Origin of the sequence: Pantoea sp. ICBG 828, assembly GCF_002928355.1 — a bacterium.
GTDB classification, from domain to species: Bacteria; Pseudomonadota; Gammaproteobacteria; order Enterobacterales; family Enterobacteriaceae; genus Pantoea; species Pantoea dispersa.
The window spans coordinates 1-24,329 of sequence record NZ_POWN01000006.1 but is presented as its reverse complement, the minus strand read 5'-3'; the positions used below and the strand labels follow the sequence as shown (position 1 = coordinate 24,329).

General features: G+C 61.9%; 23 protein-coding genes and 1 pseudogene. 3 read left to right on the top strand and 21 right to left on the bottom strand.

All coding sequences use genetic code 11. The features are described 5' to 3' along the window. The first annotated feature begins 314 nt into the window (after positions 1–314). Entirely contained in the window at positions 315–1,061 is a 747-nt protein-coding gene (locus tag C1Y43_RS15490; protein WP_104188831.1) for a response regulator, read from the top strand. Here the strand turns inward: C1Y43_RS15490 and C1Y43_RS15485 are convergent. The 6 genes from C1Y43_RS15485 to C1Y43_RS15460 form a co-directional block, all read right to left on the bottom strand. Then, positions 998–2,050, bottom strand: a complete 1,053-nt coding sequence (locus C1Y43_RS15485; protein WP_104188829.1) for a carbohydrate kinase family protein — start codon at positions 2,048–2,050, stop codon at positions 998–1,000. The genes C1Y43_RS15490 and C1Y43_RS15485 overlap by 64 nt on opposite strands. A 1-nt stretch (position 2,051) precedes the next feature. Then, positions 2,052–2,912, bottom strand: a complete 861-nt coding sequence (locus C1Y43_RS15480) for a ketose 1,6-bisphosphate aldolase (RefSeq protein WP_104188827.1) — start codon at positions 2,910–2,912, stop codon at positions 2,052–2,054. A 12-nt stretch (positions 2,913–2,924) separates the two neighbouring features. Continuing rightward, positions 2,925–3,608, bottom strand: coding sequence for a D-lyxose/D-mannose family sugar isomerase (locus tag C1Y43_RS15475; protein ID WP_104188825.1), 684 nt, complete (start codon positions 3,606–3,608; stop codon positions 2,925–2,927). Positions 3,609–3,665: 57 nt separating this feature from the next. Further along, the gene (locus tag C1Y43_RS15470) at positions 3,666–4,604 is read right to left on the bottom strand and encodes an ABC transporter substrate-binding protein (RefSeq protein ID WP_021509812.1); all 939 of its coding nucleotides are present in this window, start codon (positions 4,602–4,604) and stop codon (positions 3,666–3,668) included. Positions 4,605–4,895: 291 nt separating this feature from the next. Continuing rightward, positions 4,896–5,879 carry a COG4158 family protein gene (locus C1Y43_RS15465; RefSeq protein WP_021509811.1) on the bottom strand — a complete coding sequence of 328 codons (984 nt, stop codon included), beginning with the start codon at positions 5,877–5,879 and terminating at the stop codon, positions 4,896–4,898. Positions 5,880–5,889: 10 nt separating this feature from the next. Further along, the gene (locus tag C1Y43_RS15460) at positions 5,890–7,395 is read right to left on the bottom strand and encodes a sugar ABC transporter ATP-binding protein (RefSeq protein ID WP_104188823.1); all 1,506 of its coding nucleotides are present in this window, start codon (positions 7,393–7,395) and stop codon (positions 5,890–5,892) included. Between the two features lie 144 nt (positions 7,396–7,539). On the opposite strand from C1Y43_RS15460, the gene C1Y43_RS15455 reads away from it, so the two are divergent. Next, positions 7,540–10,125 (top strand): ATP-binding protein, encoded by a 2,586-nt coding sequence (locus C1Y43_RS15455; RefSeq protein ID WP_104188821.1) that lies wholly within the window; start codon positions 7,540–7,542, stop codon positions 10,123–10,125. Here the strand turns inward: C1Y43_RS15455 and phnE (C1Y43_RS15450) are convergent. From phnE (C1Y43_RS15450) to phnF, 14 genes are all read right to left on the bottom strand, one after another. Continuing rightward, the gene (gene phnE / locus C1Y43_RS15450; RefSeq protein WP_104188820.1) at positions 10,079–10,963 is read right to left on the bottom strand and encodes a phosphonate ABC transporter, permease protein PhnE; all 885 of its coding nucleotides are present in this window, start codon (positions 10,961–10,963) and stop codon (positions 10,079–10,081) included. The two genes, C1Y43_RS15455 and phnE (C1Y43_RS15450), sit on opposite strands and share 47 nt — an antisense overlap. Continuing rightward, the gene (phnE, locus tag C1Y43_RS15445; RefSeq protein ID WP_058757354.1) at positions 10,960–11,823 is read right to left on the bottom strand and encodes a phosphonate ABC transporter, permease protein PhnE; all 864 of its coding nucleotides are present in this window, start codon (positions 11,821–11,823) and stop codon (positions 10,960–10,962) included. Before phnE (C1Y43_RS15445) ends, phnE (C1Y43_RS15450) begins: the two co-directional genes overlap by 4 nt. A 209-nt stretch (positions 11,824–12,032) precedes the next feature. Further along, complete coding sequence (phnD, locus tag C1Y43_RS15440; protein ID WP_031280167.1) at positions 12,033–12,962, bottom strand: phosphonate ABC transporter substrate-binding protein; 930 nt, start codon at positions 12,960–12,962, stop codon at positions 12,033–12,035. 26 nt (positions 12,963–12,988) lie between these two features. After that, positions 12,989–13,816 (bottom strand): phosphonate ABC transporter ATP-binding protein, encoded by an 828-nt coding sequence (gene phnC, locus C1Y43_RS15435; RefSeq protein ID WP_021509805.1) that lies wholly within the window; start codon positions 13,814–13,816, stop codon positions 12,989–12,991. A gap of 80 nt (positions 13,817–13,896) precedes the next feature. Next, on the bottom strand, positions 13,897–14,667 hold the full coding sequence (gene phnP, locus C1Y43_RS15430; RefSeq protein ID WP_104188818.1) for a phosphonate metabolism protein PhnP: 771 nt from the start codon (positions 14,665–14,667) through the stop codon (positions 13,897–13,899). Continuing rightward, a complete protein-coding gene (gene phnN / locus C1Y43_RS15425; protein ID WP_104188816.1) occupies positions 14,664–15,200 on the bottom strand; it encodes a ribose 1,5-bisphosphokinase in 537 nt (178 codons plus the stop codon). Before phnN ends, phnP begins: the two co-directional genes overlap by 4 nt. Beyond that, positions 15,200–16,336 carry an alpha-D-ribose 1-methylphosphonate 5-triphosphate diphosphatase gene (gene phnM / locus C1Y43_RS15420; protein WP_058774782.1) on the bottom strand — a complete coding sequence of 379 codons (1,137 nt, stop codon included), beginning with the start codon at positions 16,334–16,336 and terminating at the stop codon, positions 15,200–15,202. Before phnM ends, phnN begins: the two co-directional genes overlap by 1 nt. Then, complete coding sequence (gene phnL, locus C1Y43_RS15415; RefSeq protein WP_021509801.1) at positions 16,333–17,037, bottom strand: phosphonate C-P lyase system protein PhnL; 705 nt, start codon at positions 17,035–17,037, stop codon at positions 16,333–16,335. Before phnL ends, phnM begins: the two co-directional genes overlap by 4 nt. A gap of 167 nt (positions 17,038–17,204) precedes the next feature. Then, the gene (gene phnK / locus C1Y43_RS15410) at positions 17,205–17,966 is read right to left on the bottom strand and encodes a phosphonate C-P lyase system protein PhnK (protein ID WP_104188814.1); all 762 of its coding nucleotides are present in this window, start codon (positions 17,964–17,966) and stop codon (positions 17,205–17,207) included. Then, positions 17,956–18,804 carry an alpha-D-ribose 1-methylphosphonate 5-phosphate C-P-lyase PhnJ gene (locus tag C1Y43_RS15405; protein WP_058782061.1) on the bottom strand — a complete coding sequence of 283 codons (849 nt, stop codon included), beginning with the start codon at positions 18,802–18,804 and terminating at the stop codon, positions 17,956–17,958. Before C1Y43_RS15405 ends, phnK begins: the two co-directional genes overlap by 11 nt. Next, the gene (locus C1Y43_RS15400) at positions 18,797–19,873 is read right to left on the bottom strand and encodes a carbon-phosphorus lyase complex subunit PhnI (RefSeq protein ID WP_021509798.1); all 1,077 of its coding nucleotides are present in this window, start codon (positions 19,871–19,873) and stop codon (positions 18,797–18,799) included. The genes C1Y43_RS15405 and C1Y43_RS15400 overlap by 8 nt, the downstream gene beginning before the upstream one ends. Further along, positions 19,873–20,448 (bottom strand): phosphonate C-P lyase system protein PhnH, encoded by a 576-nt coding sequence (phnH, locus tag C1Y43_RS15395; protein ID WP_104188812.1) that lies wholly within the window; start codon positions 20,446–20,448, stop codon positions 19,873–19,875. The genes C1Y43_RS15400 and phnH overlap by 1 nt, the downstream gene beginning before the upstream one ends. Next, a complete protein-coding gene (gene phnG / locus C1Y43_RS15390) occupies positions 20,445–20,894 on the bottom strand; it encodes a phosphonate C-P lyase system protein PhnG (protein WP_058757348.1) in 450 nt (149 codons plus the stop codon). The genes phnH and phnG overlap by 4 nt, the downstream gene beginning before the upstream one ends. Continuing rightward, on the bottom strand, positions 20,891–21,607 hold the full coding sequence (phnF, locus tag C1Y43_RS15385) for a phosphonate metabolism transcriptional regulator PhnF (RefSeq protein ID WP_088518068.1): 717 nt from the start codon (positions 21,605–21,607) through the stop codon (positions 20,891–20,893). Before phnF ends, phnG begins: the two co-directional genes overlap by 4 nt. 312 nt (positions 21,608–21,919) lie before the next feature. On the opposite strand from phnF, the gene C1Y43_RS15380 reads away from it, so the two are divergent. Further along, positions 21,920–24,085: a bifunctional diguanylate cyclase/phosphodiesterase gene (locus C1Y43_RS15380; protein WP_088518067.1), complete on the top strand. Its 2,166-nt coding sequence runs from the start codon at positions 21,920–21,922 to the stop codon at positions 24,083–24,085. A gap of 139 nt (positions 24,086–24,224) precedes the next feature. Here C1Y43_RS15380 and C1Y43_RS15375 read toward each other — a convergent pair. Beyond that, positions 24,225–24,329, bottom strand: a pseudogene (locus C1Y43_RS15375) (IS110 family transposase); the annotation flags it as partial.

Genomic DNA, 24,329 nt, shown 5'->3' with positions numbered 1-24,329 from the left:
GCAGCAGAACGTCGTGTGCTATCCCCTGTCCACATAGCAATTGCTATGCCACTCCCTGACGCAATCGTTTCCGTTTCAGCGTGCCGTTGCGGCTAAGAAAATTCTGAACCAGAACGAGGCGCGATTATGGTGCATTGCACCACCTGCGCGCAAACGTTTTCCCGCCGTGCGCAGCCGGGGGTGAAATATTGCGGTAACGCACGCTTTCACACTCTGCCAGGCGATGGCGCTCACGTTTCTGCTGCGCGTTTCAGCAGCTTAAAAACGCCGGGTTACACTGCGTTTAACCCTTTCGCAACAAAAGAGGCAGTGCAATGAAGCCCGCGATTCTGGTCGTTGATGATGATCGTGCCATCTGCGAATTGCTGCACGATGTGCTGAGCGAACATGTGTTTACCGTTTATAGCTGTCATCAGGGGCGCGACGCCCTGGCGCTGCTGGCGCAGCATCCGGAAATCTCCCTGGTGATGCTGGATATGATGCTGCCCGATACCAACGGCCTGCTGGTATTACAGCAGATGCAGCGTCAGCGCCCTGAGCTGCTGGTGATCATGCTGACCGGCATGGGATCGGAAGCCGATATGGTGGTTGGGCTGGAGATGGGCGCCGACGACTATATCGCCAAACCCTTTAATCCCCGCGTGGTGGTGGCGCGGGCCCGTGCGGCGCTGCGCCGCTGCGGGCGACTGGCGCAGCCGGAAACGGTGATTGATGACGGCTGGCAGTTTAATGGCTGGCGGCTGGATGATGTGCGTTGTCAGCTGTTCAATCCGCAGCGTGAAAGCGTGCCGCTCACTCAGGGCGAATACAGTCTGCTGCGCGCGCTGGTCGGCCACGCGCGTAAGGTCCTGACGCGCGACCAGCTGCTGGAGCTGACCCACAGCGAGAGCCTCGACGTGTTCGATCGCACCATTGATGTGCTGATCATGCGCCTCAGACGCAAAATCGAGGCTAATCCGCATCAGCCGATCCTGATCCGCACCATTCGCGGACTGGGCTATGTTTTTTCCGCCGATGTGATGCGCCCGTCCGCCGCGGCGCGCGAGACGCAAATCGCCTGATCCATCCAGCGCTGCATCTCGCTCAGTGGCCGGATGCCGTCCAGCGCGTTGGCCGCATGCAGATTAAAGCTGGCGCAGGTATGGGCCAGCTTTAACGTCTGCTGCAGGCTGTAGTTCTGATGGCTGGCGTACAGCACGCCGGCGCAGAAGGCATCGCCCGCCCCGACGCTGCCGACAATCTCCTCTGCCGCTAAGCACCAGGCGGGCTGCCACAGACCGTCGCCCTCTGGCTGCTGGCCCCAGGCGCCTTCCGGTGCATGAATCACCACGCGCTGGCGCACACCCTGCGCCAGCAGCCAGCGTGCCGCCGCAGCAAACGCCGCCGGTGACGCCAGCGTGCCACTGCTGCGCAGCTCGATGCCGGTGAGCGCCTGCGCTTCCAGTTCGTTAATCACCAGATAATCGAGCCAGCGTAGCGCCGGCTTCACCAGCGTCTGATACTCGCCGGCGCGTGAGACCAGATCGAGCGAAGTGAGATAGCCGCGCTGCTGCATCTCCGCCAGCAGCCGGGCACTGCGGGTACCGTACTGCGCATCGGGCTGGTCGAGCTTATCCAGTAACAACAGATAGCCGAGGTGGAAGATGCGGTGCGCGGTGGCAAGGTGAGCGAAGTGCGCCACATCGAGCTGCGCATTGGCCCCGCGCGCATGAAAAAAGGTGCGCTGACCGTCCGGCGCGGTCATCACCTGCGTCATCGCCGTGGCTGACGCACCGGTGCGCTGCACGTGCTGACGATCCACATGATGTTCATCCAGCAGCTGCAGCAGATAATCGCCGTCGCTGTCCTCGCCCAGCATCCCCACGGCGGCCAGCGGCAGACCGACCTGCATGCGCGCCAGGGTAAACAGCACATTCAGCGCTGCACCGCCGCTGCATTTCTCGCTGTGGCTAATCTCCGCCAGCCAGCCCTGTTCTGGCCAGTGGCTGATGCGCTGCACGTGATCCACCAGCATATTACCCGCCGCCAGAATGCCGTTGCGTGCTGCCATGTCAGGCCCTCCCGGCGCTGCCAAACACCTGCATCTGCTGGGCCACAACGCTGGCGATGTCGCGTTCAACCGCCATTAACAGTTCGGCGAACGAGTCGTAGCGCGCGTCGCGCTGGGTGATTTGCGTTTCAATCGCCCCGAGCGCCGCCTGCGACATACCGGTGTAGAAGTTGATTTTGTGGATGCCGAGGCTGATGGCGCGGCGGAAATCAGCGTCGCTGATGCCGGAACCGCCGTGCAGTACCAGCGGAATGCCGGCCGCTGCGCGAATCGCCGCCAGACGGTCAAAATCAAGCTTTGGCTCGCCTTTGTATTTGCCGTGCGCGTTGCCGATGGCCACTGCGAGGCAGTCGATGCCGGTTGCCTGGACAAATTCCGCCGCCAGCGCCGGGTCGGTGAATTTATTGCTGTCCGCTTCGCCAAACAGCGCGCCACCCTCATCGCCGCCCACGGCGCCCAGCTCAGCCTCGACCGAAATGCCCAGCGCGTGGCACATCTTCACCACTTCCCGCGTCTGGCGAATGTTCTCGTCATAGCTCAGGGTTGAACCATCGAACATTACCGAGGTGAAGCCGAGGCGAATCGCCTGCATCACCGCATCAAAATGCAGGCCGTGATCGAGGTTGAGCACCACCGGGATGGCGTGCAGCACCGCTTCGGCACGGATAGCGGCGATCAACGGTTCCAGGCTGACGTATTTAAAATGCACCTCGGCAATGTTGATGATAAACGGCGAACGCTGCTGCTCCGCCGCATGGAACAGCGCGCGCAGAAAGTGGGTATCGAGAACGTTGAACGCGCCGAGCGCGTAACCGTGCTGCTGCGCATGGGCGAGGCCCTGCGCCAGAGAGATCAGTGCCATGGAACACTCCTGTTATGCCAGCCAGCGGTGATATTCGTTACACAGCAGCCAGCGCGGCGCTTCATCCTCATCAATCGGATTAAAGCGCGCCAGCGGGGTAAGAAAGACGTTGTCGTGCTCATCGTCATTGGGCATGGAGACTTCGCCCACCAGCACATCGCCGTAGCCGGTTTCGCCCCAGAAGCTGTGCCAGACACCGGGCAGTAACGTGACGCTCTCGCCGGGTGACAGCCGCAGCTGGGAACCGGCGGCATGGGTCTGGCAGATGCCATCCAGCGTGACCTGTACCGGCGAATCCGCCAGCCGATCGCCGTCGCGATTGTGTAGCGTGACAATCAGGTTGCCACCGCCGCGGTTGATAATGTCTTCCATTTTTTGCGGATGATAATGCATCGGCGTCACCTGCCCTTCGCGCACGTGCATGATCTTCTCCGCATACGGTTTGCCCCACGGCTGTCTGCCGCGTGAACCGTTGCGCAGGGTAAACAGCGTCAGGCCGGTCTGGCTGAAATCATCGGCACCAAAACTGGTGACATCCCAGCCGAGGTGCAGCGCCAGCAGTTCGGCAGCGGCTGAGGTGTCCAGCGCGCGCCACTGGCTGAGACCGTAATCGGCCCACGGCGGCAGATGCACATCCTGCCGCAGAAAGAATTCGCGGGTCAGTTGCAAAATAGCGTTAACTTCGGAACGTTGCATAGCTGCGTCTCCGGCGGACGTCGCGGCGCGCAAGGTGCACCGCGACGCCCGTGTGGCTTATTTCACCGTCCAGCCTTTGTAGCTGCTGACATTGTTACGATCGATCAGCGTTACCGGAATCAGCACCGGCTTATCCGGCGCTGGCTTGCCCTGCAGGATGTCATAGCCAATCTCAACCGCTTTGGCCGCCATCACCTGCGGATCCTGGGCTGGTGTCGCGACAAACAGCGAGCCTTTGCGCTTCAGCGCCTCTTCGCCGTCTGGCGATCCATCGACGCCGACGATAAAGAACTCGTTACGCTGCGCCTGTTTCGCCGCCAGATCGGCACCGATAGCGGTAGGATCGTTGATGGCGAACACGGCATCAATCTTCGGATTGGCCGACAGCAGGCCGGTCATCACTTCCAGTCCGCCTTCGCGACTGCCTTTGGCGTTCTGGTTGTAAGAGAGCAGTTTGATGTCCGGGTGGGTTTTCAGCTCATTCATGCAGCCTTCCACGCGGTTCTGCACCGCTGACACCGGTGGTCCGTTGATGATGACCACGTTGCCTTTGGCTTTCAGGCGGTCGGAGATGTATTTACAGGCCATGGCCCCGGCCTGGGTGTTGTCAGAGGTGATGGTGGCATTGGCACCGTCCGCAGCCACGTCCACCGCCACTACCACGATGCCGGCATCACGCGCACGCTTCACCGCCGGCGCGATGCCTTTGGAGTCGGCGGCGTTGAGGATGATCATGTCCACTTTAGCGGCAATGAAGTTGTCAATCTGCGCTACCTGCTGGCCAAGATCATAGCCGCTGGAGACCAGCGTCACGTTGACCTTATCGCCCGCCAGCTGACGCGCCTTGAGCTCCGCCCCTTTGGTGATCTGGACGAAGAACGGGTTAGCCAGATCGCCCACCGTCACGCCGATGGATTTCAGTTCTTTGGCCTGCACAAATGGCGCACTGAACAGCGTCGCGGCCAGCAGTCCGGTGATAATCGGATTAAAACGCATAGTCGATGTTCTCCTGCTTTTTTGGTTTTATGCCCTGATTGCCTTTGCCTTTGCCCTCACCCTAACCCTCTCCCGCGTGCGGGAGAGGGAACCGTTCTGCATAGTTTTCAGGTGAAGCTCTCGTTTTCCAGATCTTCGCTCCGGACAGCCCCCTCTCCCGCGAGCGAGAGAGGGAACCGTTCTGCGTGGTGTTCAGGTGAAGCACTTGTTTTCTAAATCTTCTCTCCGGACAGCCCCCTCTCCCGCAAGCGGGAGAGGGTTGGGGTGAGGGCCAGGGCCAGCGGCCGCCCCTCACCCCACGTGATGCCGCGTACGGTACTTATCGATCAGCACCGCAATGATGATCACCCCGCCCTTAATCACCAGTTGCCAGAAGTACGACACGCCCATCAGCGTCATGCCGTTGTTCAGCGTGGCGATAATCAGCGCGCCAATCAGCGTGCCGGTAATCGTGCCAATGCCGCCGACAAAGCTGGTCCCGCCAAGAATCACCGCGGCGATCGCGTCCAGCTCATAGCCCACGCCAAGGTTGCCGTTAGCGCTGTACAAGCGCGATGCGCTCATCAGGCCACCCAGCCCGGACAGCAGGCCGCTCATGGCGTAGACAAACACCAGCACCGCGCCGACTTTAATACCGGTGAGGCGCGCTGCCTGCATGTTGCCGCCCACCGCATAGATGTGCACGCCAAGCGTGGTGCGGCGCAAAATAAACCAGCACAGCGCAATCACCGCAAAGGCAATGATGATCAGCCACGGGATCGGGCCGAGATAACCGTTGCCTATCCACTCAAAGTTGATATCCGAATTGATCACCGTGGTGCCGTTAGCCAGCAGATAGGCCGCCCCGCGCAGCGCGGTATAGGTGCCCAGCGTGACGATAAACGGCGGCAGGCCCGCCCAGGCGACCAGAATGCCGTTGAACAGCCCCATGATCAGCCCGGCTCCGAGCGCGGCCGGGATGGTCAGCCCGGCAAACGCCGGATCGAGCGACACCACCATCGCCACCACCGCCGTGGTACCCAGCATTGAGCCAACCGACAGGTCAATGCCGCCGGTGAGAATGACAAACGTCATGCCCGCCGCCAGCACAATGTTGATGGAGGCCTGACGCGTGATATTCAGCAGGTTAGCTTCGGTAAAAAAGTTCGGGGCGACAAAGCCAAATACCGCCACGATCAGGATCAGAATCGGCAAGATACCCACGGTTTGCAGCAGGTCACTCATCAACGCACGTTTTAGCGTTGGACTTTTTACGCGTGCGGTTTCACTGGTCATTCCCGTCTCCTCAGGCCTGGACCGGCTGCGCGCCGGTGGCCAGTGTCATTATGTTTTCCTGGCTAATCTGCTCGCCGCTCAGCTCGCCGGCGATGGTGCCTTCGCGCATCACGTATACGCGGTCGCTCATGCCCACCACTTCCGGCAGCTCGCTGGAGATCATCAAAATTGCCACGCCCTGCTGCGCCATCTGGTTCATCATGCGGTAGATTTCACTCTTGGCACCGACATCTACGCCGCGCGTCGGCTCATCCAGAATCAGGATGCGGGGGGCTATCGATACCCAGCGCGAAATCAGCAGCTTCTGCTGGTTGCCGCCGGATAAGCCGCCGGCGCGCACCTGGGCGTGCGGCACGCGGATATTCAGCGATTGAATCGCCTCGCTGGCGATCTTCTGCCCTTTGCGCCGGTTAAGCAGGCCGTAGCTGGCATCGCGCTCAAGCGTGGCCATCACGATGTTTTCCTGCGCCGCCAGTTCCAGAAACAGCCCCTGCTCTTTGCGGTTTTCGGTCAGGAAACCGATGCCGCGCGCAATGGCGTCTCGCGGCGAGTTAATCTGCACTTTTTCACCGTCGATCCAGATTTCCCCGCCGGCTGGCTGATGCACACCAAAAATCAGCTGCGCCAGCTCGCTGCGGCCGGCACCGACCAGCCCGGCCAGCCCGACAATCTCCCCGGCGCGCACCGCGAGGCTGCTGGGATGCACTTTGCGGTTGTCGGTCAGATGATTTACCGCCAGGCGAATTTCGCCGAAGCTAATGGCGCGATCTTTGTTGAACAGATCGCTGAGCGGACGGCCAACCATCATGCGCACCAGTTCGCTGGCGTTCAGCTGTTCGCGCGTCAGGCTGCCGACGTACTGCCCGTCGCGCAGCACGCTGACGCGATCGGAGAGCTCATACACTTCTGCCATGCGGTGGCTGATGTAGATGATCGCCATGCCTTCGCTGCGCAGGCGTTTGATTAGTGCAAACAGCTGTTCGGTTTCGCGATTCGAGAGCGCAGCGGTGGGTTCGTCCATCACCAGGATGCGGCTGTTGCGATGCAGCGCGCGGGCAATTTCCACCTGCTGCTGTTCAGCGATGCTCAGGCGGCTCACCAGATCGGTGGCGCTGAACTGCGCGCCAAGGCGGTTAATCACCTGCTGCGCTTCTTCCGCCATCTGGCGACGCTTCACCAGCCCGCCACGGGAAATCTCACTGCCGAGAAAGATGTTTTCCGCCACCGTCAGATTCGGCGCCAGGTTGATTTCCTGATAAATCAGGGTGATCCCTGCCGCCAGCGCCTCTTTCGGGCCCCGGATGGCGTAGGGTTGACCATCGATAAGAATTTCCCCGCTGCTGGCGGTATACGCGCCGGCCAGAATCTTCATTAAGGTACTTTTACCGGCACCGTTTTCGCCCATCAGCGCGTGCACTTCACCCGGCCAGACGGTCAGGTCGACGCCTTTCAGCGCATAGAAGCTGCCGAAGCGCCGGGTAATTGCCCGCATTTCTAATATCGGTGTCGCCGCCATCTTCAGGCTCCTGCTGCCAGTGGATAGCCGCGAGTTAAGCAACGCCAGATAAATGGAAAATGTCAGACGCCGTTCATATTTGTCATATTGCGCCCCGGCCGCGCTTCTATACTCGCCGGAGTTGAGCGGTGAGGAGCGGCAGCAATGAGTCACAGTCTGCACTGGCACGCCGGCGCGCGCGGGCGCCTGCTGATGTTTAACCTGCTGGTGGTGAGCGTTACGCTGGCGGTGAGCCTGGTGGCTATTTTCGGTTTTCGCCACGCCGGTCACATTCAGGAGCAGGCACAGGCACAAACGCTGGCCGATATGAACGGCAGCCTGGCGCTGGCGCGTGATACGGCCAATGTCGCCATCGCCGCGGTGCGGCTGGCGCAGGTGGTGGGCGCGCTCGAATACCAGAGCGAGTCGGCGCGACTGCAGCAGACTCAGCAGGCGCTGCAGCAATCGCTAAGTCAGCTGGCCAGCGCGCCGCTGGCGGCACAGCAGCCGGCGCTGCTGGCACGCATCCGCGATCGCAGCCAGATGCTGGAGCAAAGCATCAGCCAGCTGCTGCTGGAGGGGCATCAGCGCCATTTACAGCGTAACGTGATGCTCAGCGGCCTGTGGCAGGCGCAGCTGCTGCTCAACCGTATCGACCTGCTGGCCAGTGACGGCGCGTTTCTGCCGCTGCGCCAGCAGACGGCCGCGCTGTTAACCGTGGCGATTCAGTCCGCCACGCCGCAGGCCGCAGTGCAACAGCTCAACAGCGTGCTGCCGATCTGGTCTGCGCTGCCGCTGCAGGGCGTACTGGCGATGCAGCGCGCTCGGCTGGTCAGCACCAGCCAGCAGCTGCTGCCGGTGGCCGGTCAGCTGGAGCAGAGTGACATCGCCATCGCCTACGCCACGTATCGCATCAAGGCGCTGGTGGCGATGCTCAACGAAGACATCACCCACTACGTTCAGCTGGTAGCGCAGCAGAGCGATGCGCGCAGCGCCACCGCCCATCAGGAACTGGATTCAATCATCGGTTTCATCGGTCTGTTTATGTTACTGGCGCTGCTGATTACCGGTTACGCCGGTTACTACATCTACCGCAATCTCGGTTCCAGCCTTACCGCCATCGCGCACGCCATGACGCGGCTGGCGCAGGGGGAGAAAAGCGTCAGCGTGCCCGGCCTGGCACGGCGCGATGAGCTGGGCGATCTGGCGCGCGCCTTTAACGTGTTCGCGCGCAACACCGCTTCGCTGGCCCACACCTCGCAGCTGCTGAAAGAGAAAAGCAACCAGCTGGAATCGACCTTCCTCGCCATGCGCGACGGCTTCGCGCTGTTTGATAACAGCGGTCAGCTGGTGGTGTGGAACGCGCAGTACGCCGAACTGCTGGGCTTCGCGCCGCGCGAGCTGCATCGCGGCATGCACTATCAGCGTTTGCTTGATCGCGTCGATGTGCAGCTCAGCAGCCTGCACGACGCGCAGGAAGTCAGGTTACCGGATGGCCGCACGCTGGAACTGCGCTTCAGCCCGGTGCCGCGGCGCGGCATGGTCAACACGGTGCTGGAGCGCACCTCACGTAAGGCGCTGGAAGCGGCACTGCTGCACAGCCAGAAGATGAAAGCGGTCGGTCAGCTGACCGGCGGCCTGGCGCACGATTTCAATAATTTGCTGGCGGTGATCATCGGCAGCCTGGCGCTGACCGTCGATCAGCTGCCGCCCGGCACGCTGGCCAGCCGCATTGAGCGCGCGCGGCTGGCCGCCGATCGTGCCGCACAGCTGACGCAGCGTCTGCTGGCCTTCTCACGCAAGCAGGCGCTTTATCCGCGTGCCGTTGCGGTGGTGGAGCTGGTGGAAAATCTGCAGTCGCTGCTGCAGCACTCCCTGCTGCCCGGCCAGCATCTGGTGGTGGATGCGCAGCGCCCCGGCTGGCCGGCGTGGATTGATGCCGGCCAGCTGGAGAACGCCCTGATGAATCTGGTGGTGAACGCGCGCGATGCCATGGAGCGCCAGAGCGGCGAGATCCGCCTGCGCATCTGGAATCAGCGGAATCAGGAGGCCGATGGCAAGCGCGACCGCGTCACCATTGAAGTGATTGACCACGGCTGCGGCATGTCCGCCGAGGTGCGGGAACAGGTGTTTGAACCCTTCTTTACCACCAAAGCCACCGGCAGCGGCAGCGGGCTGGGGCTGTCGATGGTGTACGGATTTGTGCGCCAGTCCGGCGGACAGATCGAACTGGAGACCGCGCCGGGCCAGGGCACCACGGTGCGGCTGCTGCTGCCGCGTGCGCCGGAAGCCGCGCAGCCGCTGGTGAGCGCGCCGGTGCTGACGCCACGTGCCAGCCGCGATCGCCTGATACTGGTGCTGGATGACGAGCCGGCGGTGCGACAGACGCTGTGCGAACATCTGCATCAGCTGGGTTATCTGACGCTGGAGTGTGCTGACGGCGAGAGTGCGCTGACGCTGCTGCGCCAGACGCCGGATATCGATCTGCTGATCAGTGACCTGATGCTGCCGGGTGCCCTGAACGGTGCGGATGTGATTCGTCAGGCGCAGCAGCAGTGGCCACAGCTGGCCACCCTGCTGATCAGCGGTCAGGATCTGCGCCAGACGCCGGTGACGCTGCCGCTGTGTGAACGGCTGGCGAAACCCTGGCAGCAGGCGCAGCTGGTGCAGGCGCTGGAGCGCGCCTGGCAGCGCAGTGAACGGCTCAGTCGCGCGCGGCAGGCTGCCACAGCGGCACCCCTTTCCCGGTGATGTAGCGTTTACGCAGTCGGCTGGAAATGGCGTCCATCACCATCACGACTACCACCAGAATCACGGTCAGGAACATCACCACATCCCAGTTCCACAGGCGCATGTTTTCGGCGTAGACCAGCCCGACGCCACCGGCGCCGACAAAGCCCAGCACCGCCGCCGAGCGGGTGTTGGACTCAATCTGATACAGACTCAGCGCGAGAAAGGTGGGAAACGATTGGGTAAAAATGCCGTAACGGTGTTTCTGCAGGCTGTTGGCCCCCACTGCGCTCAGGCCGCGACTGGGTGAGCGTTCAACCGCTTCATGCCCTTCCGCATACAGCTTGCCCAGCAGGCCGATGTCCTGCATCACAATCGCCAGCACCCCGGCCAGCGGGCCCATGCCCACCGCCCGCACGAAGATCAATCCCCAGATGGCCATGTCGATGCCGCGCAGCACATCCAGCAGCCGGCGCACCAGCAGCGATATCGGCCGCATCAGCGGATCGTGCATCACATTGCGCGCCGCCAGAAAGGAGACCGGCAGCGCGATGACGGTGGCGGTGAGCGTGCCGGCAAACACGATAGCCAGCGTGATGCCGACCTGCGAGAAATAGTAGCCAAACGGCCAGTTGACGAAATCCTGCCAGACGAACATGCGCAGGAAATAGCGTCCGAGCTGCTGGCAGCCGATGACAAAGCGCTGCCAGTCGATGCCGAACACGCTGAAGAAAAACAGATAATAGAGCACCAGCGCCAGCACAATCAGCGCGATGCGGCGCAGATAACGGTTTTGCGCGGCAAACAGTGCAGCGTGCTGCTGTTTCAGTTTCGCCACGTCGGGCGCTAAGGCGATCATTTTACGTCTCCTTCAACCACACGGCGGCGCAGCCAGCCGGATAGCGTATCCAGCAGCGACACCACCACGATGATCAGCAGCAGCGTCATGCTGACCTGATCGTAGCGATCCAGTTTGATGTTGGTCATCAGCTCCTGACCGATGCCGCCCGCGCCCACCAGCCCGAGGATGGTGGAGGAGCGGAAGTTAATTTCCAGCCGCATAAAGCTGTAGGAGAGAAAGGTCGGTTTCACCTGCGGCCAGAAGGCGAAGCGCATACGCTGCAGCTTGCTGGCACCACAGGCGGCGAGACCGCGCACCGGTTTATCGGAGGCGCTCTCAATCGATTCGTAGAACAGTTTGGTCAGGCTGCCGATGGTGTGCAGCGCCAGCGCCAGAAAGCCGGGGATGGCACCGATGCCGAACGCCATCACGAACATTACCGCCCACGCCAGCTCCGGCATGGTGCGCAGGAAGGCAACAAAGGCGCGAATCGCCATGCGCAGGCTGCGCGGCGTCTGGGTGTTATCAGCGGCGAAAAACGCCAGCACGGCGGCGATCAGCACTGCAATCAGGGTGGAGGACAGCGCCAGCTGCAGGGTTTCCCAGATCAGCGGCAGCTGAAAGTGCAGGCGATAGCCCCAGTAAGCCAGCGAACCTTCGGTTTTGACGTCCGCGAACAGCAGCGGCAGGTGCAGCACCGGCAGCGTCGCGCCGATGTAGTCAAAGAAGTGAGGCAGCGATTGCCAGACCGTGACCAGGTTGAATTCCGCCACGTTGCCGGCCGCGAGATAGAGCGCCACCAGCAGCAGCGACCACAGCAGCGTGTCGCGCTTTTGCTGGCGGCGAATACGTTGGTAGTAGTGTTCGAAATCGGTCAAGGGAGAGATCCTTTGTTGATGGCGAGGGATTGCCCTCACCCTAACCCTCTCCCGCCAGCGGGAGAGGGAATTGTCCGGCAGATTGATGCAGGCACGTACCCTATCCTTTGCTGCCAGCGGCGAGGGAATTGTCCGGTAGCACGTGCGGCCCCCTCTCCCCCCGGGAGAGGGCTGGGGTGAGGGAAATACCGCACGAAGCCACCCGCTCGTTACCCGCGAGCACCCTTCATCAGGTCGCGCTTCATATCGATGATATTCTGGTAATCCGCGACGCTGGCGGCGCCGATGTGCTGGGCACCGCCCACCGCTTTAACAAAGCAGCTGTGATCTTCTTTATCCAGCTTTTTGATCGCGGCCACCACTTTCGCTTTGAAGTCAGCGGGCAGGTTATTACTCACCAGAATCGGGCCGTTAGGAATCAGCGGCGACTGCCAGATGATGCGGATCTGCTTCATCAGATCCGGGTGATCCATACGAATCAGACGACCAAAGGCCCCCGAGGTATAACCACTGTTGTAATCGCCAATCAGCGACGTCCAGGTCACCGCGCCGTCGAACTGGCCATTCAGCACGCCGAGGATGTCCTGCTCGTGGCCACCGGAAAACGTCACGCTGGAGAAGGTATTGTTGTACTTATCATCCACCGTACCGCCAAACTCTTTCTTAAAGGCCTGATTGGGCATCAGGAAGCCGGAGGTGGAATCCGGATCGGCCATGCCAAACGATTTACCTTTCAGATCTTCCAGCTTCTTATACGGGCTGTCGGCTTTGACGATCACCACCGAGTGGTAGCCTTTCGAGCCATCTTTGTCGTCCACCACGATACCGACGATATCCACGGCCTTCGGGTTTTGCAGATAGACCGAGGCATAAGAGGCCGGCGACATGCTCAGCACCATATCGATCTTATTGCCCAGCAGCCCCTGAATCACGCCGGCATAGTCAGACGAGTTGCGCAGCTGCGTATCCACGCCCAGCTCTTTATCGAAGAAGGTTTTCACACACTGGTTATCGCCAATCTGCTGGGTGGCGTTCTGCCCGCCCAGAATTCCCAGGTTCAGCTGTTTCGGTGCATCCGCTGCGTTGACGCCAAAAGCCATCAGAGCGCCTGTCAGTAAAGCTAAAGCAGTCAGTTTCATTGTGAGATTTTCTCTTGCCGTGGGAGTTAGTGGAGCTGGTTAATTTCGTCGCCGTACAGCGCATGCAGCAGGCTGTCGGTCAACTGAGCGGGATGGCCGTCAAACAGCACTTTGCCGCGCTGGATGCCGATCACCCGGGTGCAATACTGCTGCACCAGTTCAATCGAGTGCAGGTTGACCATCACGCTGATGCCCTGCTCGCTCACCTGGCGCAGCACATCCATGATGCGTTTGGTATTTTTGGGATCGAGCGAGGCCACCGGCTCGTCGGCCAGCAGGATTTTCGGGCGCTGCATCAGCGCGCGGCAGATGGCGACGCGCTGCATCTGGCCGCCGGACAGATTCTCCGCCCGCTGCAGCGCCTGCGGCAGCATGTTCATCCACTGCAGCAGTTCAATGGCCTGCGCACGGTCGGTGTCGGAGAAGATTTTGAAAAAGGATTTCAGCGTTGAGGTCTGGCTGAGCCGGCCCAGCAGCACGTTGGTCAGCACGTCGAGGCGCGGCACCAGGCAGAAGTCCTGAAAGATCATGCCGCACTCGCTGCGCCATTCGCGCATCTGCCGGCTGTTGAGCGTCACCACATCGCGGTCCGCCTCGCCGTGACGCATGCTGAGAATCGCGCCTTCGCTGCTGGCAATGGTGCCGTTCAGCATATGCAGCAGGGTCGATTTGCCTGCGCCCGAGCGGCCGATTACCGCCACCAGCTCGCCCGCATGCAGATCGAAACTGACATCATCCAGCACGCGGTTATCACCGAAGGCTTTGCACAGCCCCTGCACCGACAGCACCTTGTCGCCATGGCGCTGGGCAGGATGTGCATTGTCGACGACGGTTTTGAGTAGTGCCTGTGCCATGTTGCGCTCCATCTCTTCTGAGGTGTTGATTGCCCGTTATTACGGACACTGGCGATGAAGGTCTGATGACAGAACCATGATTAAACGGTGACAGCGTCGCGCAAACCGACAGCAATCTGCTGGCCATCGAACGGTACGCTGACGTTTTCCGGTAACCCATTGTCCAGCAACCAGTTATCCATCTCATGTGACAGGTGCACCAGCCATGCCTGGCGCGGAGCCAGCCGGGCCACGATGTCCAGTGCGCGGGTAACGTCGTTGTGATTACCCACCGCGGCGCGCGGCGCATCGTTGCAGTCGATCACCAGCTGATCGAGCGGCTGGCCCTGCAGGAAATCGGCGGTGTCCGGCGGCAAACCACAGGTGTCGCACAGCCACGCCAGCCGCGTGCCATGCCAGTCGAACAGGTAGCCGTAAGTCAGCCGCGAATGCTGCAGTGGCAGCGCCGTCACCTGCAGGCTGCCGAAGCTGTGCGCGACAAAAGGCGTCAGCGCCGGGCGAAACGCCAGCAGGCCGGGATGCTTAAACAGATCGTCGCAGCCCTTTTCATCCGGTGGCGCCCACACCGGAATCGACGCGCCCCGGCCCCAGCGCAGACTGAACAGGCCGGCCACGTGATCCATGTGGAAATGCGTCAGCAGAATGCGGCTCAGCTCACCGGGCTGGAAGCGCTGATGCAGATCGGGCAGACCGGCATCGAGCAGGATGCGCTCGCGACCGGTGTCGATCAGCGCGCTGGTGGCGTGACGCGCATAGCGTGGCTGCTGCCGGGCGCGTTCACAGGCGCGACAGTCGCAGCCGAACAGCGGCACGGCCTGCACGCCGCCCGTACCGAGAAAGGTCAGATTCATGGCGGATGCTCCAGTAACTGGCGCAGCTGATGGAGCGTGTCGATCAGCGCGCCGTCGTTGTTGAGCGCGTGGCAGTGGGCAGGCAGCGGTTCTGCTGCGCGCGCCAGCCGTCGCTGAATGTCGGCTTCACTTTCGCGCCCGCGCTGGCGCAGCCGTGCCGCCAGTACGGCTGGCGAGACCTGCAGCACCAGCGGCAGCAGCTGCTCGCCGTAGTGCTGGCGCACGACTGGCAGATGCAGACGTGAACCGTTGACCAGCACGTTAAGACCGCGCGCCAGCCAGTGGTCAATCTCCTCGCCGAGCGCGTAGCTCAGGCCGTGTGCGCGCCAGCTGATGGCGAACAGGCCGAGCGCTTCCCGCCGGCGGAATTCGGCTTCACTCAGCGCCACGTGGTTTTCACCGCCGGCATCGGCCGGCCGCGTGATATAGCGATGGGCGATCACCAGCTTGTCCGGCGGCGCCTCGCGCAGCGCGTTCAGCAGGCTGTCTTTACCCGAGCCCGAGGGCCCGGTCAGCCAGATGAGGCGCGCCATCAGAACACCAGCCTGCCCTGTGACCAGACGTGGCGAATGTGCACATGACCGTGATCGGTGTGTGCCAGCACCAGATCGGCGCGCAGCCCTTCCGCAATCGTGCCGCGATCGTGCAGGCCAATCGCCTGTGCCGGGTTGCGCGTGACCAGCGCCGCCGCCTGCGGTAGCGTCAGCGCATTACGCTCGTCGGCCACCAGGCGGAATACCGCATCCAGCAGGCTGGCCGGATAGTAATCCGACGAGAGGATGTCCAGCAGGCCGTGGCTGGCCAGCTGCCACGCCGCGACATTGCCGGAGTGCGATCCGCCGCGCACAATGTTGGGCGCGCCCATCAGCACCCGCATGCCGCAGTCGCGCGAGGCGCGAGCCGCTTCCAGCGTGGTGGGAAACTCGGCAATGGCGCTGCCAACAGCGTGTGACTCCGCAACGTGCGCCGCCGTGGCATCATCGTGGCTGGCAACCGGAATACCGCGCGCCTGGCACAGGCCAGCGATGGCGTTACGGTTCGGCGTGGAAAATTCGGCAGCCAGCGCCAGCTGTTCGCGCTCAAACTGATCCATCTGCTCATCGTTGAGCTGATATTTACCCTGATAGTAGGTGCGGTACATCTCCAGCGACGCATACTGGCGCTGGCCGGGTGAATGATCCATCAGTGACACCAGCGACAGCTCCGGGGTGCTCATCAGCGCTTCAAACAGCGGCAGCGTAGTGTGGTGCGGCAGCTCACAGCGCAGGTGCAGCTGGTGGTCGGCGCGGTTGATGCCCTTGCGGTTGCTGTCCTGAATCGCCGTAATCATTTTGCTCAGGTTTTCGAGGCGATGACCGCCGTCGCGCACGTCACCGACGCCGATGGCGTCCAGCACCGTGGTGATGCCGCTGGCGACCATCAGTGCATCGTGGCTACTCATCGCCGAATGCGCTGGCCAGTCGACTTTGGGCCGTGGCGTAAAGAATTTATCGAGGTTGTCGGTATGCAGCTCGACCAGCCCCGGCAGCAAAAACGCGTTCCCGCCGTCCAGCGCGCCTGGCTGCTGACTGCCGCTGTCGCTGAAGCTGGCGATCCGGTCGCCGCGCATCTCCAGCGATCCGCTGACGACCTCATTTTCCAGCACCAGCCGGACATTATTCACGATCATGCCTGTTCTCCTGTGTGCAGCGGCTGCATGACGTGCAGGCGGTCGGCCACCCGGGCGCGCACCGCTTCGTCATGGAAAATACCTACGATAGCGGCGCCGCGGGCGCGCGCCTGTTCAATCAGCTCCACCACCGCCGCGCTGTTAGCGCTGTCGAGTGACGCCGTGGGTTCATCCAGCAGCAGCACCGGATAGTCAGCGATAAAGCCGCGTGCGATGTTGACGCGCTGCTGTTCCCCGCCGGAGAAGGTCGAGGGGGCCAGCGACCACAGGCGCTGCGGCACGTTAAGACGCGTCAGCAGTTCGCGGGCGCGCTGTTCACAGCGGGCGCGTTCGACGCCGCGCTCCAGCAGCGGCTGCATGACGATCTCCAGCGTCGGTACGCGCGGAATCACGCGCAGAAACTGGCTGACCCAGCCGACGGTGTCACGGCGGATCGCCAGCATCTGACGCGCCGGTGCCTGTGCCAGATCGACCCACTGGCCGTGATGCTGCAGCCAGATGTGACCGCTGTTGGCCTGATAGTTACCGTACAGCGCACGCAGCAGCGTGGATTTACCGCTGCCGGAGCGCCCGTGCAGCACCACGCATTCGCCGGCGGCCACCTCAAGGCTGGCGTGCTGCAGCACCGGCAGCTCGGCGCTGTTCTGGTTGTGCAGCACAAAGGTTTTGCTGAGATTCTCTACGCGCAAAATGGGTTGCATGTTGATGTCCTGATAATGATTCGTGCAGCCGCACGTAACCGTAGCGGCGCGATTTATCGCGCATTTAACAGCAACGCTCGCTGTTCAACTGGGCGCAATAAATTGCGCCGCTACGATTGGTGCACACCTCATGAGTAGGGCGCATTAATGCGCACCGCCAGCGTGTTCTATGCCAGCACCGATGAAACCAGCAGCTGGGTGTACGGATGGTGCGGATCGTCGAGCACCCGGTCGGTGAGTCCGCTCTCCACCACTTTGCCCTGCTTCATTACCAGCAGGCGGTGCGCCAGCAAACGCGCGACGCCGAGATCGTGGGTGACGATAATCACCGCCAGATTCAGTTCGCGTACCAGCGTGCGCAGCAGATCCAGCAGGCGCGCCTGCACCGAGACATCCAGCCCGCCGGTCGGCTCATCCATAAACACCAGCGTCGGCTGCGTCACCAGGTTGCGCGCAATCTGCAAACGCTGCTGCATGCCGCCAGAAAAGGTGGTGGGCAGATCGTCGATGCGGTTGGCCGGAATTTCGACGTCCTGCAGCCAGCGCAGCGCCTCGTTGCGGATGTCGCCGTAATGACGCTGTCCAATCGCCATCAGACGCTCACCAATATTGCCGCCCGCCGTCACCTGCGGACGCAGGCCATCCAGCGGATGCTGATGCACCACGCCGCACTCGGTGCGCAGTAACCGCCGGCGCTCGCTCTCGCTGAGCTGATACAGATCGCGGCCGCGGTAGAGAATGTTGCCCTGCTGTGGCGCCAGACGCGCCGACAGGCTGCGCAGCAGCGTGGTTTTTCCCGAGCCGGATTCACCGACAATCCCCAGCACCTCTCCGGGATAGAGCGCAAAACTGACGTCTTCAAAACCTTTGCCCGGCGCGTAGAGGTGCGTCAGGTTATTGACCGCGAGCAGCGGCTGTTCACTGTGCATGCTGTTGTTCCTGCTGCTGGTGGCAAAAATCGGTATCGGAGCAGACAAACATGCGCGTACCGGCATCATCCATCACCACTTCGTCGAGATAGCTGTGGCGCGAACCGCACAGCGCACAGGGGTGTTCCCAGCTCTGCACGCTGAACGGGTGATCGTCGAAATCAAGACTTTCCACTTTGGTGTAGGGCGGCAGCGCATAAATGCGTTTTTCACGTCCGGCACCAAACAGCTGCAGCGCCGGCATCATGTGCATCTTCGGGTTGTCGAATTTGGGAATCGGCGACGGATCCATCACATAGCGATCGTTAACCTTCACCGGATAGGCATAGGTGGTGGCGATATGGCCGTAGCGGGCGATATCTTCATACAGCTTGACCTGCATGATGCCGTACTCCTCCAGCGCATGCATGGTGCGGGTTTCCGTCTCACGCGGCTCAATAAAGCGCAGCGGCTCCGGGATCGGCACCTGGAAAATCAGCACCTGATCCTCTTCAAGCGGCGTCTCCGGAATGCGGTGCCGCGTCTGGATCAGCGTGGCGTCTTTGGTAGCTTCGGTGGTTGCCGCCCCGCTGACGCGCTGGAAGAAGCGCCGGATAGAGACCGCGTTGGTGGTGTCATCCGCGCCCTGATCGATCACTTTCAGCACGTCGCTGTCGCCAATAATGCTGGCGGTGATCTGGATGCCGCCGGTACCCCAGCCATACGGCATCGGCATTTCGCGGCCGGCAAACGGCACCTGATAGCCGGGGATCGCGACCGCTTTCAGAATGGCGCGGCGGATGGTGCGTTTGGTCTGCTCATCCAGGTAGCCGTTGTTGTAGCCGGTTAACTCACTCATCATTCTGCTCCTGATGCTGTTGGCGCAGCCGCTGCAGCAGCTCCAGCTCCGCCTGGAAATCCACGTAGTGCGGCAGTTTCAGGTGCGAGACAAAGCCGGCGGCTTCGACGTTATCGGCGTGCGACAGCACGAACTCTTCGTCCTGCGCCGGCCCGGCAATGCGCTCCTGATACTCGGGTGCCTGCAGCGCACGGTCCACCAGCGCCATCGCCATCGCCTTACGCTCTGCGCGTCCGAACACCAGACCATAGCCGCGGGTAAAGTGTGGGGCGCTGTCGCCCTGGGTGGTGAAGCCGTTGACCATTTCGCATTCGGTCAGCAGGATCTCGCCAATTTCAATCTCAAAACCCAGCTCTTCGGGGCAGATCGACACGCTGAGATAGCCGGTGCGGATTTCACCGGCAAACGGATGGTTGCGGCCATAGCCGCGCTGGGTCGAATAGCCAAGCGCCAGCAGAAACCCTTCGTCGCCGCGCACCAGCTGCTGTAAGCGGGCGGCGCGTGACGCCGGATAACCGGGCGGCTGGCGCGTGATGTCACACGGCTCGCTGCCGTCATCCTCTTCACGCGCTGCCAGCCCTTCACGCGTCATCATGCTGAACACATGCGGGCAACGCTGCGCCAGCGCCTGATCGTCACGCGCGGCGGCCGGCGTTTCGCCGTTGGCCAGCAGGGTAAAATCCAGCAGGCGGTGGCTGTAGTCATAGGTCGGGCCCAGCACCTGGCCACCGGGCAGATCTTTGTAAACTGCCGAGATGCGGCGCTCGATGCGCATTTCCGCGGTTTCCAGCGCCAGGCTGTCCGCGAGGCGCGGCAGCGTGGTGCGGTAGGCGCGCAGCAGGAAAATCGCCTCGACCAAATCACCACTGGCCTGTTTGATGGCTAAGGCCGCCAGCTGTGTGTCAAAGATGCCGCCTTCGGTCATCACCCGGTCCACCGCCAGCCCCAGCTGTTGCGCCACCTGATCGCAGCCCAGCTCCGCAACGCTGCGATCGCCACGGCGCAGATCGGCCTGCAGCTGATGGGCGCTGGCAATCGCCTTTTCGCCCCCTTTCACGGCTACATACATCAGCACACCTCCACGTCGGTGGTGCGTGGCAGCGCCATCATCGCTTCACCGCAGGTGAAAATCAGATCCACCCCCTGCGGGAACGGATGCGGGCGCTCACGCAGATAGGTCAGAATGGCGGCCGGCAGTTGCGGCGCGATGGCGCGCGGCTCACGCAGGCCGGGCCCGGAGAGGCGCAGCGTCAGCCCGCCGTTGAGCGACGGCACTTCGACAATCAGCGTGGTGCTCTTCTCAGGGGACAGATTGTCACCGGCAGCGAAGCAGGCGGGATCGGGATTGGTCGCCGCGTGGGTCAGCGCAAACGGGGCATCGCGCTCATCGACAATCGGTACGCCGGTGTGAAAGCGCAGGTTGCTGCGCAGGATATCGCTGTCCACGCGGCGATCCAGCCACAGCGCGCTCTCCTGATCGACCAGCGTCAGCAGCACCGCCGTTGCGGCCGGGGAGAGATCGCCCCAGCCCTGCGCCAGCGGCAGCGAGACCATCACGCCCGGCTCGCTCATCGCTTTGAGAATGCGGCGGAAGGCGCGCTGGGCGTCGGCAACCGGATGGTTAAAACTTGCCAGTAATGTCATTCGTTATCTCCGCGAACCAGCGTAAAGAAATCCACTTTGGAGCTGGCGATCTCCCGCGCGCGCAGCTGGCGCTGCTCTTCACGCAGTGCCGCCAGCGGGGCAATAATTTTTTCCTGCAGCAGCGCCTGGGTTTCCGGCTGTTGCAGCAGCGCATCAATCAGCGCGCAGCGTTCGGCATGCGCCTTATCGCGCCCCAGCACATAGCTAAAACCCAGCGTGCCGTCGTGCAGTCTGATCACCGCGCGGGTGACGGTGGCATCGCCCATGACGAAGCGTTTCCCGCTGCCGCCCATGCGCGCCTGCAGACGGGTTAAACCGGTTTCCGCCGGGCGCAGGCGCTCGAAGGCGGGTGTAAGCTGTAGCGACTGCCAGTGGCTGGCCAGCGCGCTGGCTTCACTGTGCGCCAGCACCGAAAGCCAGTGCTGACGGGCGGTTTGCTGTTTCATTGGTGCTCCAGGGTGAGTTCAATCATGTCGCCACGCGTCAGGCTGACGGAGTACTCCGCCACCTGACCGTCCGGCTGTGTATTCAGGGTGCGCACGCACAGCAGCGGCGCGTGCAGCGTAATCTCCAGCTGTTTGCACTCTTTGGCCTGTGCGCGGCGTGTACTGATGCGGGTCTGACGGCGACTCAGCTGCAGGCCGAGCTGCTGCTGCATGAAGTCGTGCAGGGAACCGTGCTGGAACGTCTGCAGCGCCGGCCACCAGCGCAGGTCGGCCAGATAGTGATTGATCACGCACACCGGCACGCCGTTGACGCGGCGCAGAGTGCGTAAGTGAATGACGCTGGCACCCTCGTCACTGCCCAGCGCGGCGGCCACGTCACTGCTGGCTGGACGCAGTACCGCCAGCAGCCGTTCGCTGGTGGGATGACTGCCCTGCTCCAGCAGGTTCTGGCTAAAGCGCGCCTGGGCATGCAGCGGGTAGTCGTACGGGCGCATCAGCACCAGGATGCCGACGCCATGGCGCCGCTGCAGCAGGCCTTTGTTCACCAGCTCATCTACCGCCCGGCGCAGCGTATGGCGATTGACGGCATAGTGATCGGCCAGCTGCTGTTCAGACGGCAGATAATCGCCGCAGCGATAGCGCTCCTGCAGCGCCTGCTCCAGCTGGGCGGCAACCGCCTGATAGACAGTGGTCGGATGTCTGGATATCTCCATCACGCTCAATACCTCATTCGCTTCAGGTTGAGGGGCGCAGCGGAAGAGGCTGCGGAATGGCGACTACAGTGCGGGAGACAGATGACAGTGCCGTGACGGCTCAGTGACGTGCGGATGAATTTGCTTTAAGGCAGCAGGATGGCAGCCAGACGGCGACCAATTCAATAAAATCCACTTAACTGTTACCTTTGTGACTATGCGCAAAAAAATCGCGTGCAGTTTCACGCCTTTAACGCTTCCCTTACCTGATGCAGGCTGCGTAAATTCTGCTAATTTAATCAGTAAGCCCTGCCCGGAGCGCGAAACCTTAAAATGATAAACACCTTCAAACTTTCGCACGGTTTTCGCCGCAATTTTTTGCGCGAAGTGATCCTGCCGCTGGTGGCGATTTTGCTGCTGACTTTTCTCGGTGCCGGTTTCGGCCTGTTCTGGAGCACCTCGGCCACCAACCATGAGGCGCGCGAGCAGCAGCAGCGGATGATCGCCGCCTCGTTCAATCAGAGCCTGAGTGAACATCTGCGCCAGCTGCGCAGCCTGACGCGCTGGTCCCCGCTTGCCGATCAACTGGCGCAGCCGCAGCCGGACAGCGACTGGCTGAATCAAAACGTCGGTAGCTGGCTGTACGATATGTTTGATCATCAGCTGATTGTGCTGCTTGACCGCACCAATCAGCCGACCGCCGTGTGGCGCAACGGCCAGCCGGTGGCGGATCTGCGCATCGGGCCGTACCTGCGCGATCTGTTGCAGACGCCACTGGTGCAAAGCAGTGATGAGGTACCCGGTCCGGCCGACCGCGCGGATTTTGTGCGCATCGGCCAGCGTGCGGCAGCGCTGGCGGTGGGCGATATCAGCAGCACGCGCGAGGCCGGGCGCTACCGGCTGGTGAGTATTAAGTTTCTTGATGATGGCTATCTGCGCAACCTGTCTGAACGCAGTCAGCTGCGGCAGCTCTTCTTTAGCGATGGCGTACCGCAGAACGAACACAAAGCGCGCTATCCGCTGACCTCGCGTCAGGGCGATATCGTCGGCTACCTCAGCTGGGATCCGGACAAGCCGGGCGCGCAGATGTTGCGTACCCTCGGCCCTTCCACGCTGATTTCGGTGCTGCTGATCACCCTGCTGTGTCTGTTTATGGTGCGGCGCATCTGGACTTCCTCGCTCGATTTATCGCAGTCGCTGCTGAAGCTCGGTGCCAGCGAGGCGCAGGCGCAGCATCTGGCGTTTCACGATGTGCTGACCGGGCTGCCGAACCGGGCGCTGGTTGAAGATCGGCTGACTCAGGCGCTGGCCGCCGCGACCCGTCACGACCAGCGCGTGGCGTTGCTGCTGCTGGATCTGGATCGCTTCAAAATCATTAACGATACCTGGGGCCATCACGCCGGCGATGACCTGATTATCGAGGTGGCGCGCCGCCTGAGCCACCTGGTGCGCGCCAGCGATACCGTCGGGCGTATTGGCGGCGATGAATTTATCATCGTGATGCCGGAGGTAGAGAATATCGGTCAGGTGCAGGCGCTGGCGCAGCGCATCATCGCCGCGCTGGGCGAGCCGTATCAGCTGGTGGGCAACGAGCTGTGGGTTGGCGTTAGCATTGGCCTGGCGCTGGCACCCCGCGATGGTATTGACCGGCTGGAGCTGATGCGCAAAGCCGACATAGCGCTGTACGAGGCGAAAAATGGCGGACGCGGTCAGTATCGTCAGTTTGAAAAGGTGATGGATGAATCGCTGCGCACGCGGCAGCAGATAGCGGCGGATCTGCGTCAGGCGCTGGTCACGTACGACGGTCTGGCGGTGTGGTATCAGCCGCTGATGGAGATCAGCGGCCAGCGGATTGTCGGACTGGAAGCGCTGCTGCGCTGGCATCATCCGCAGCGCGGCGATGTTTCGCCTGCGGACTTTATCGCCATCGCCGAAGAGACCGGCATGATTATTCCGCTGGGCGAATGGGTGCTGCGCGAGGCCTGCAAAACCGCCCTGAAGTTACCGCAGGTGATTGTGGCGGTGAATGTTTCGCCGGTGCAGTTCCGCGCCAGCGGGTTCGTCGAACGCATGATTGAGATTGTGCAGTCGGAAGGTGCCGATCCGCAGCGGCTGGAGCTGGAAATCACCGAAGGCGTGTTGATTGAGGATGAACACGAAGCGCGCAACAGCATCATCGCGCTGCGCGACGCCGGGTTCCGTATCGCGCTGGATGATTTCGGCACCGGTTATTCGAGCCTGAATTATCTCAGCACGTTTCCGGTCGACAAGATTAAAATCGACCGGTCGTTTACCCAGTCGCTGGGCGTGGCGGAGAATTCCACCGCGATTGTTGAATCCGTGGTGCGCCTCGGCCACGCCATGGGCCTGACCGTCACCGCCGAAGGCGTCGAAACCGAGGGCCAGAAAAACGCGCTGGCCGATGCCGGGTGTAATGAGCTGCAGGGATATTTGTTCAGCCGGGCGGTGCCGTTGAGCGAGATTGAGCGGATGGTGTGAGGGGAGTACGGCGTTCAATTTGTTTGTTTTTGTCCTGGTGCGCATAAATGCGCACCCTACAAAATCTTGTACCGTCCTGTGGGTTTGCCATTTACGGCAAACAAACACAATCCCAACCCTGTAGATACCGTCTTGCCGGTTACCTGGCAAGACATATTTCGGCATCGAACGGACGACCCGATTTCAGCACGCCATAAGCCAGCTGCAGCAGCTTCTTCATCGCCGCGCACACCACGACTTTTCC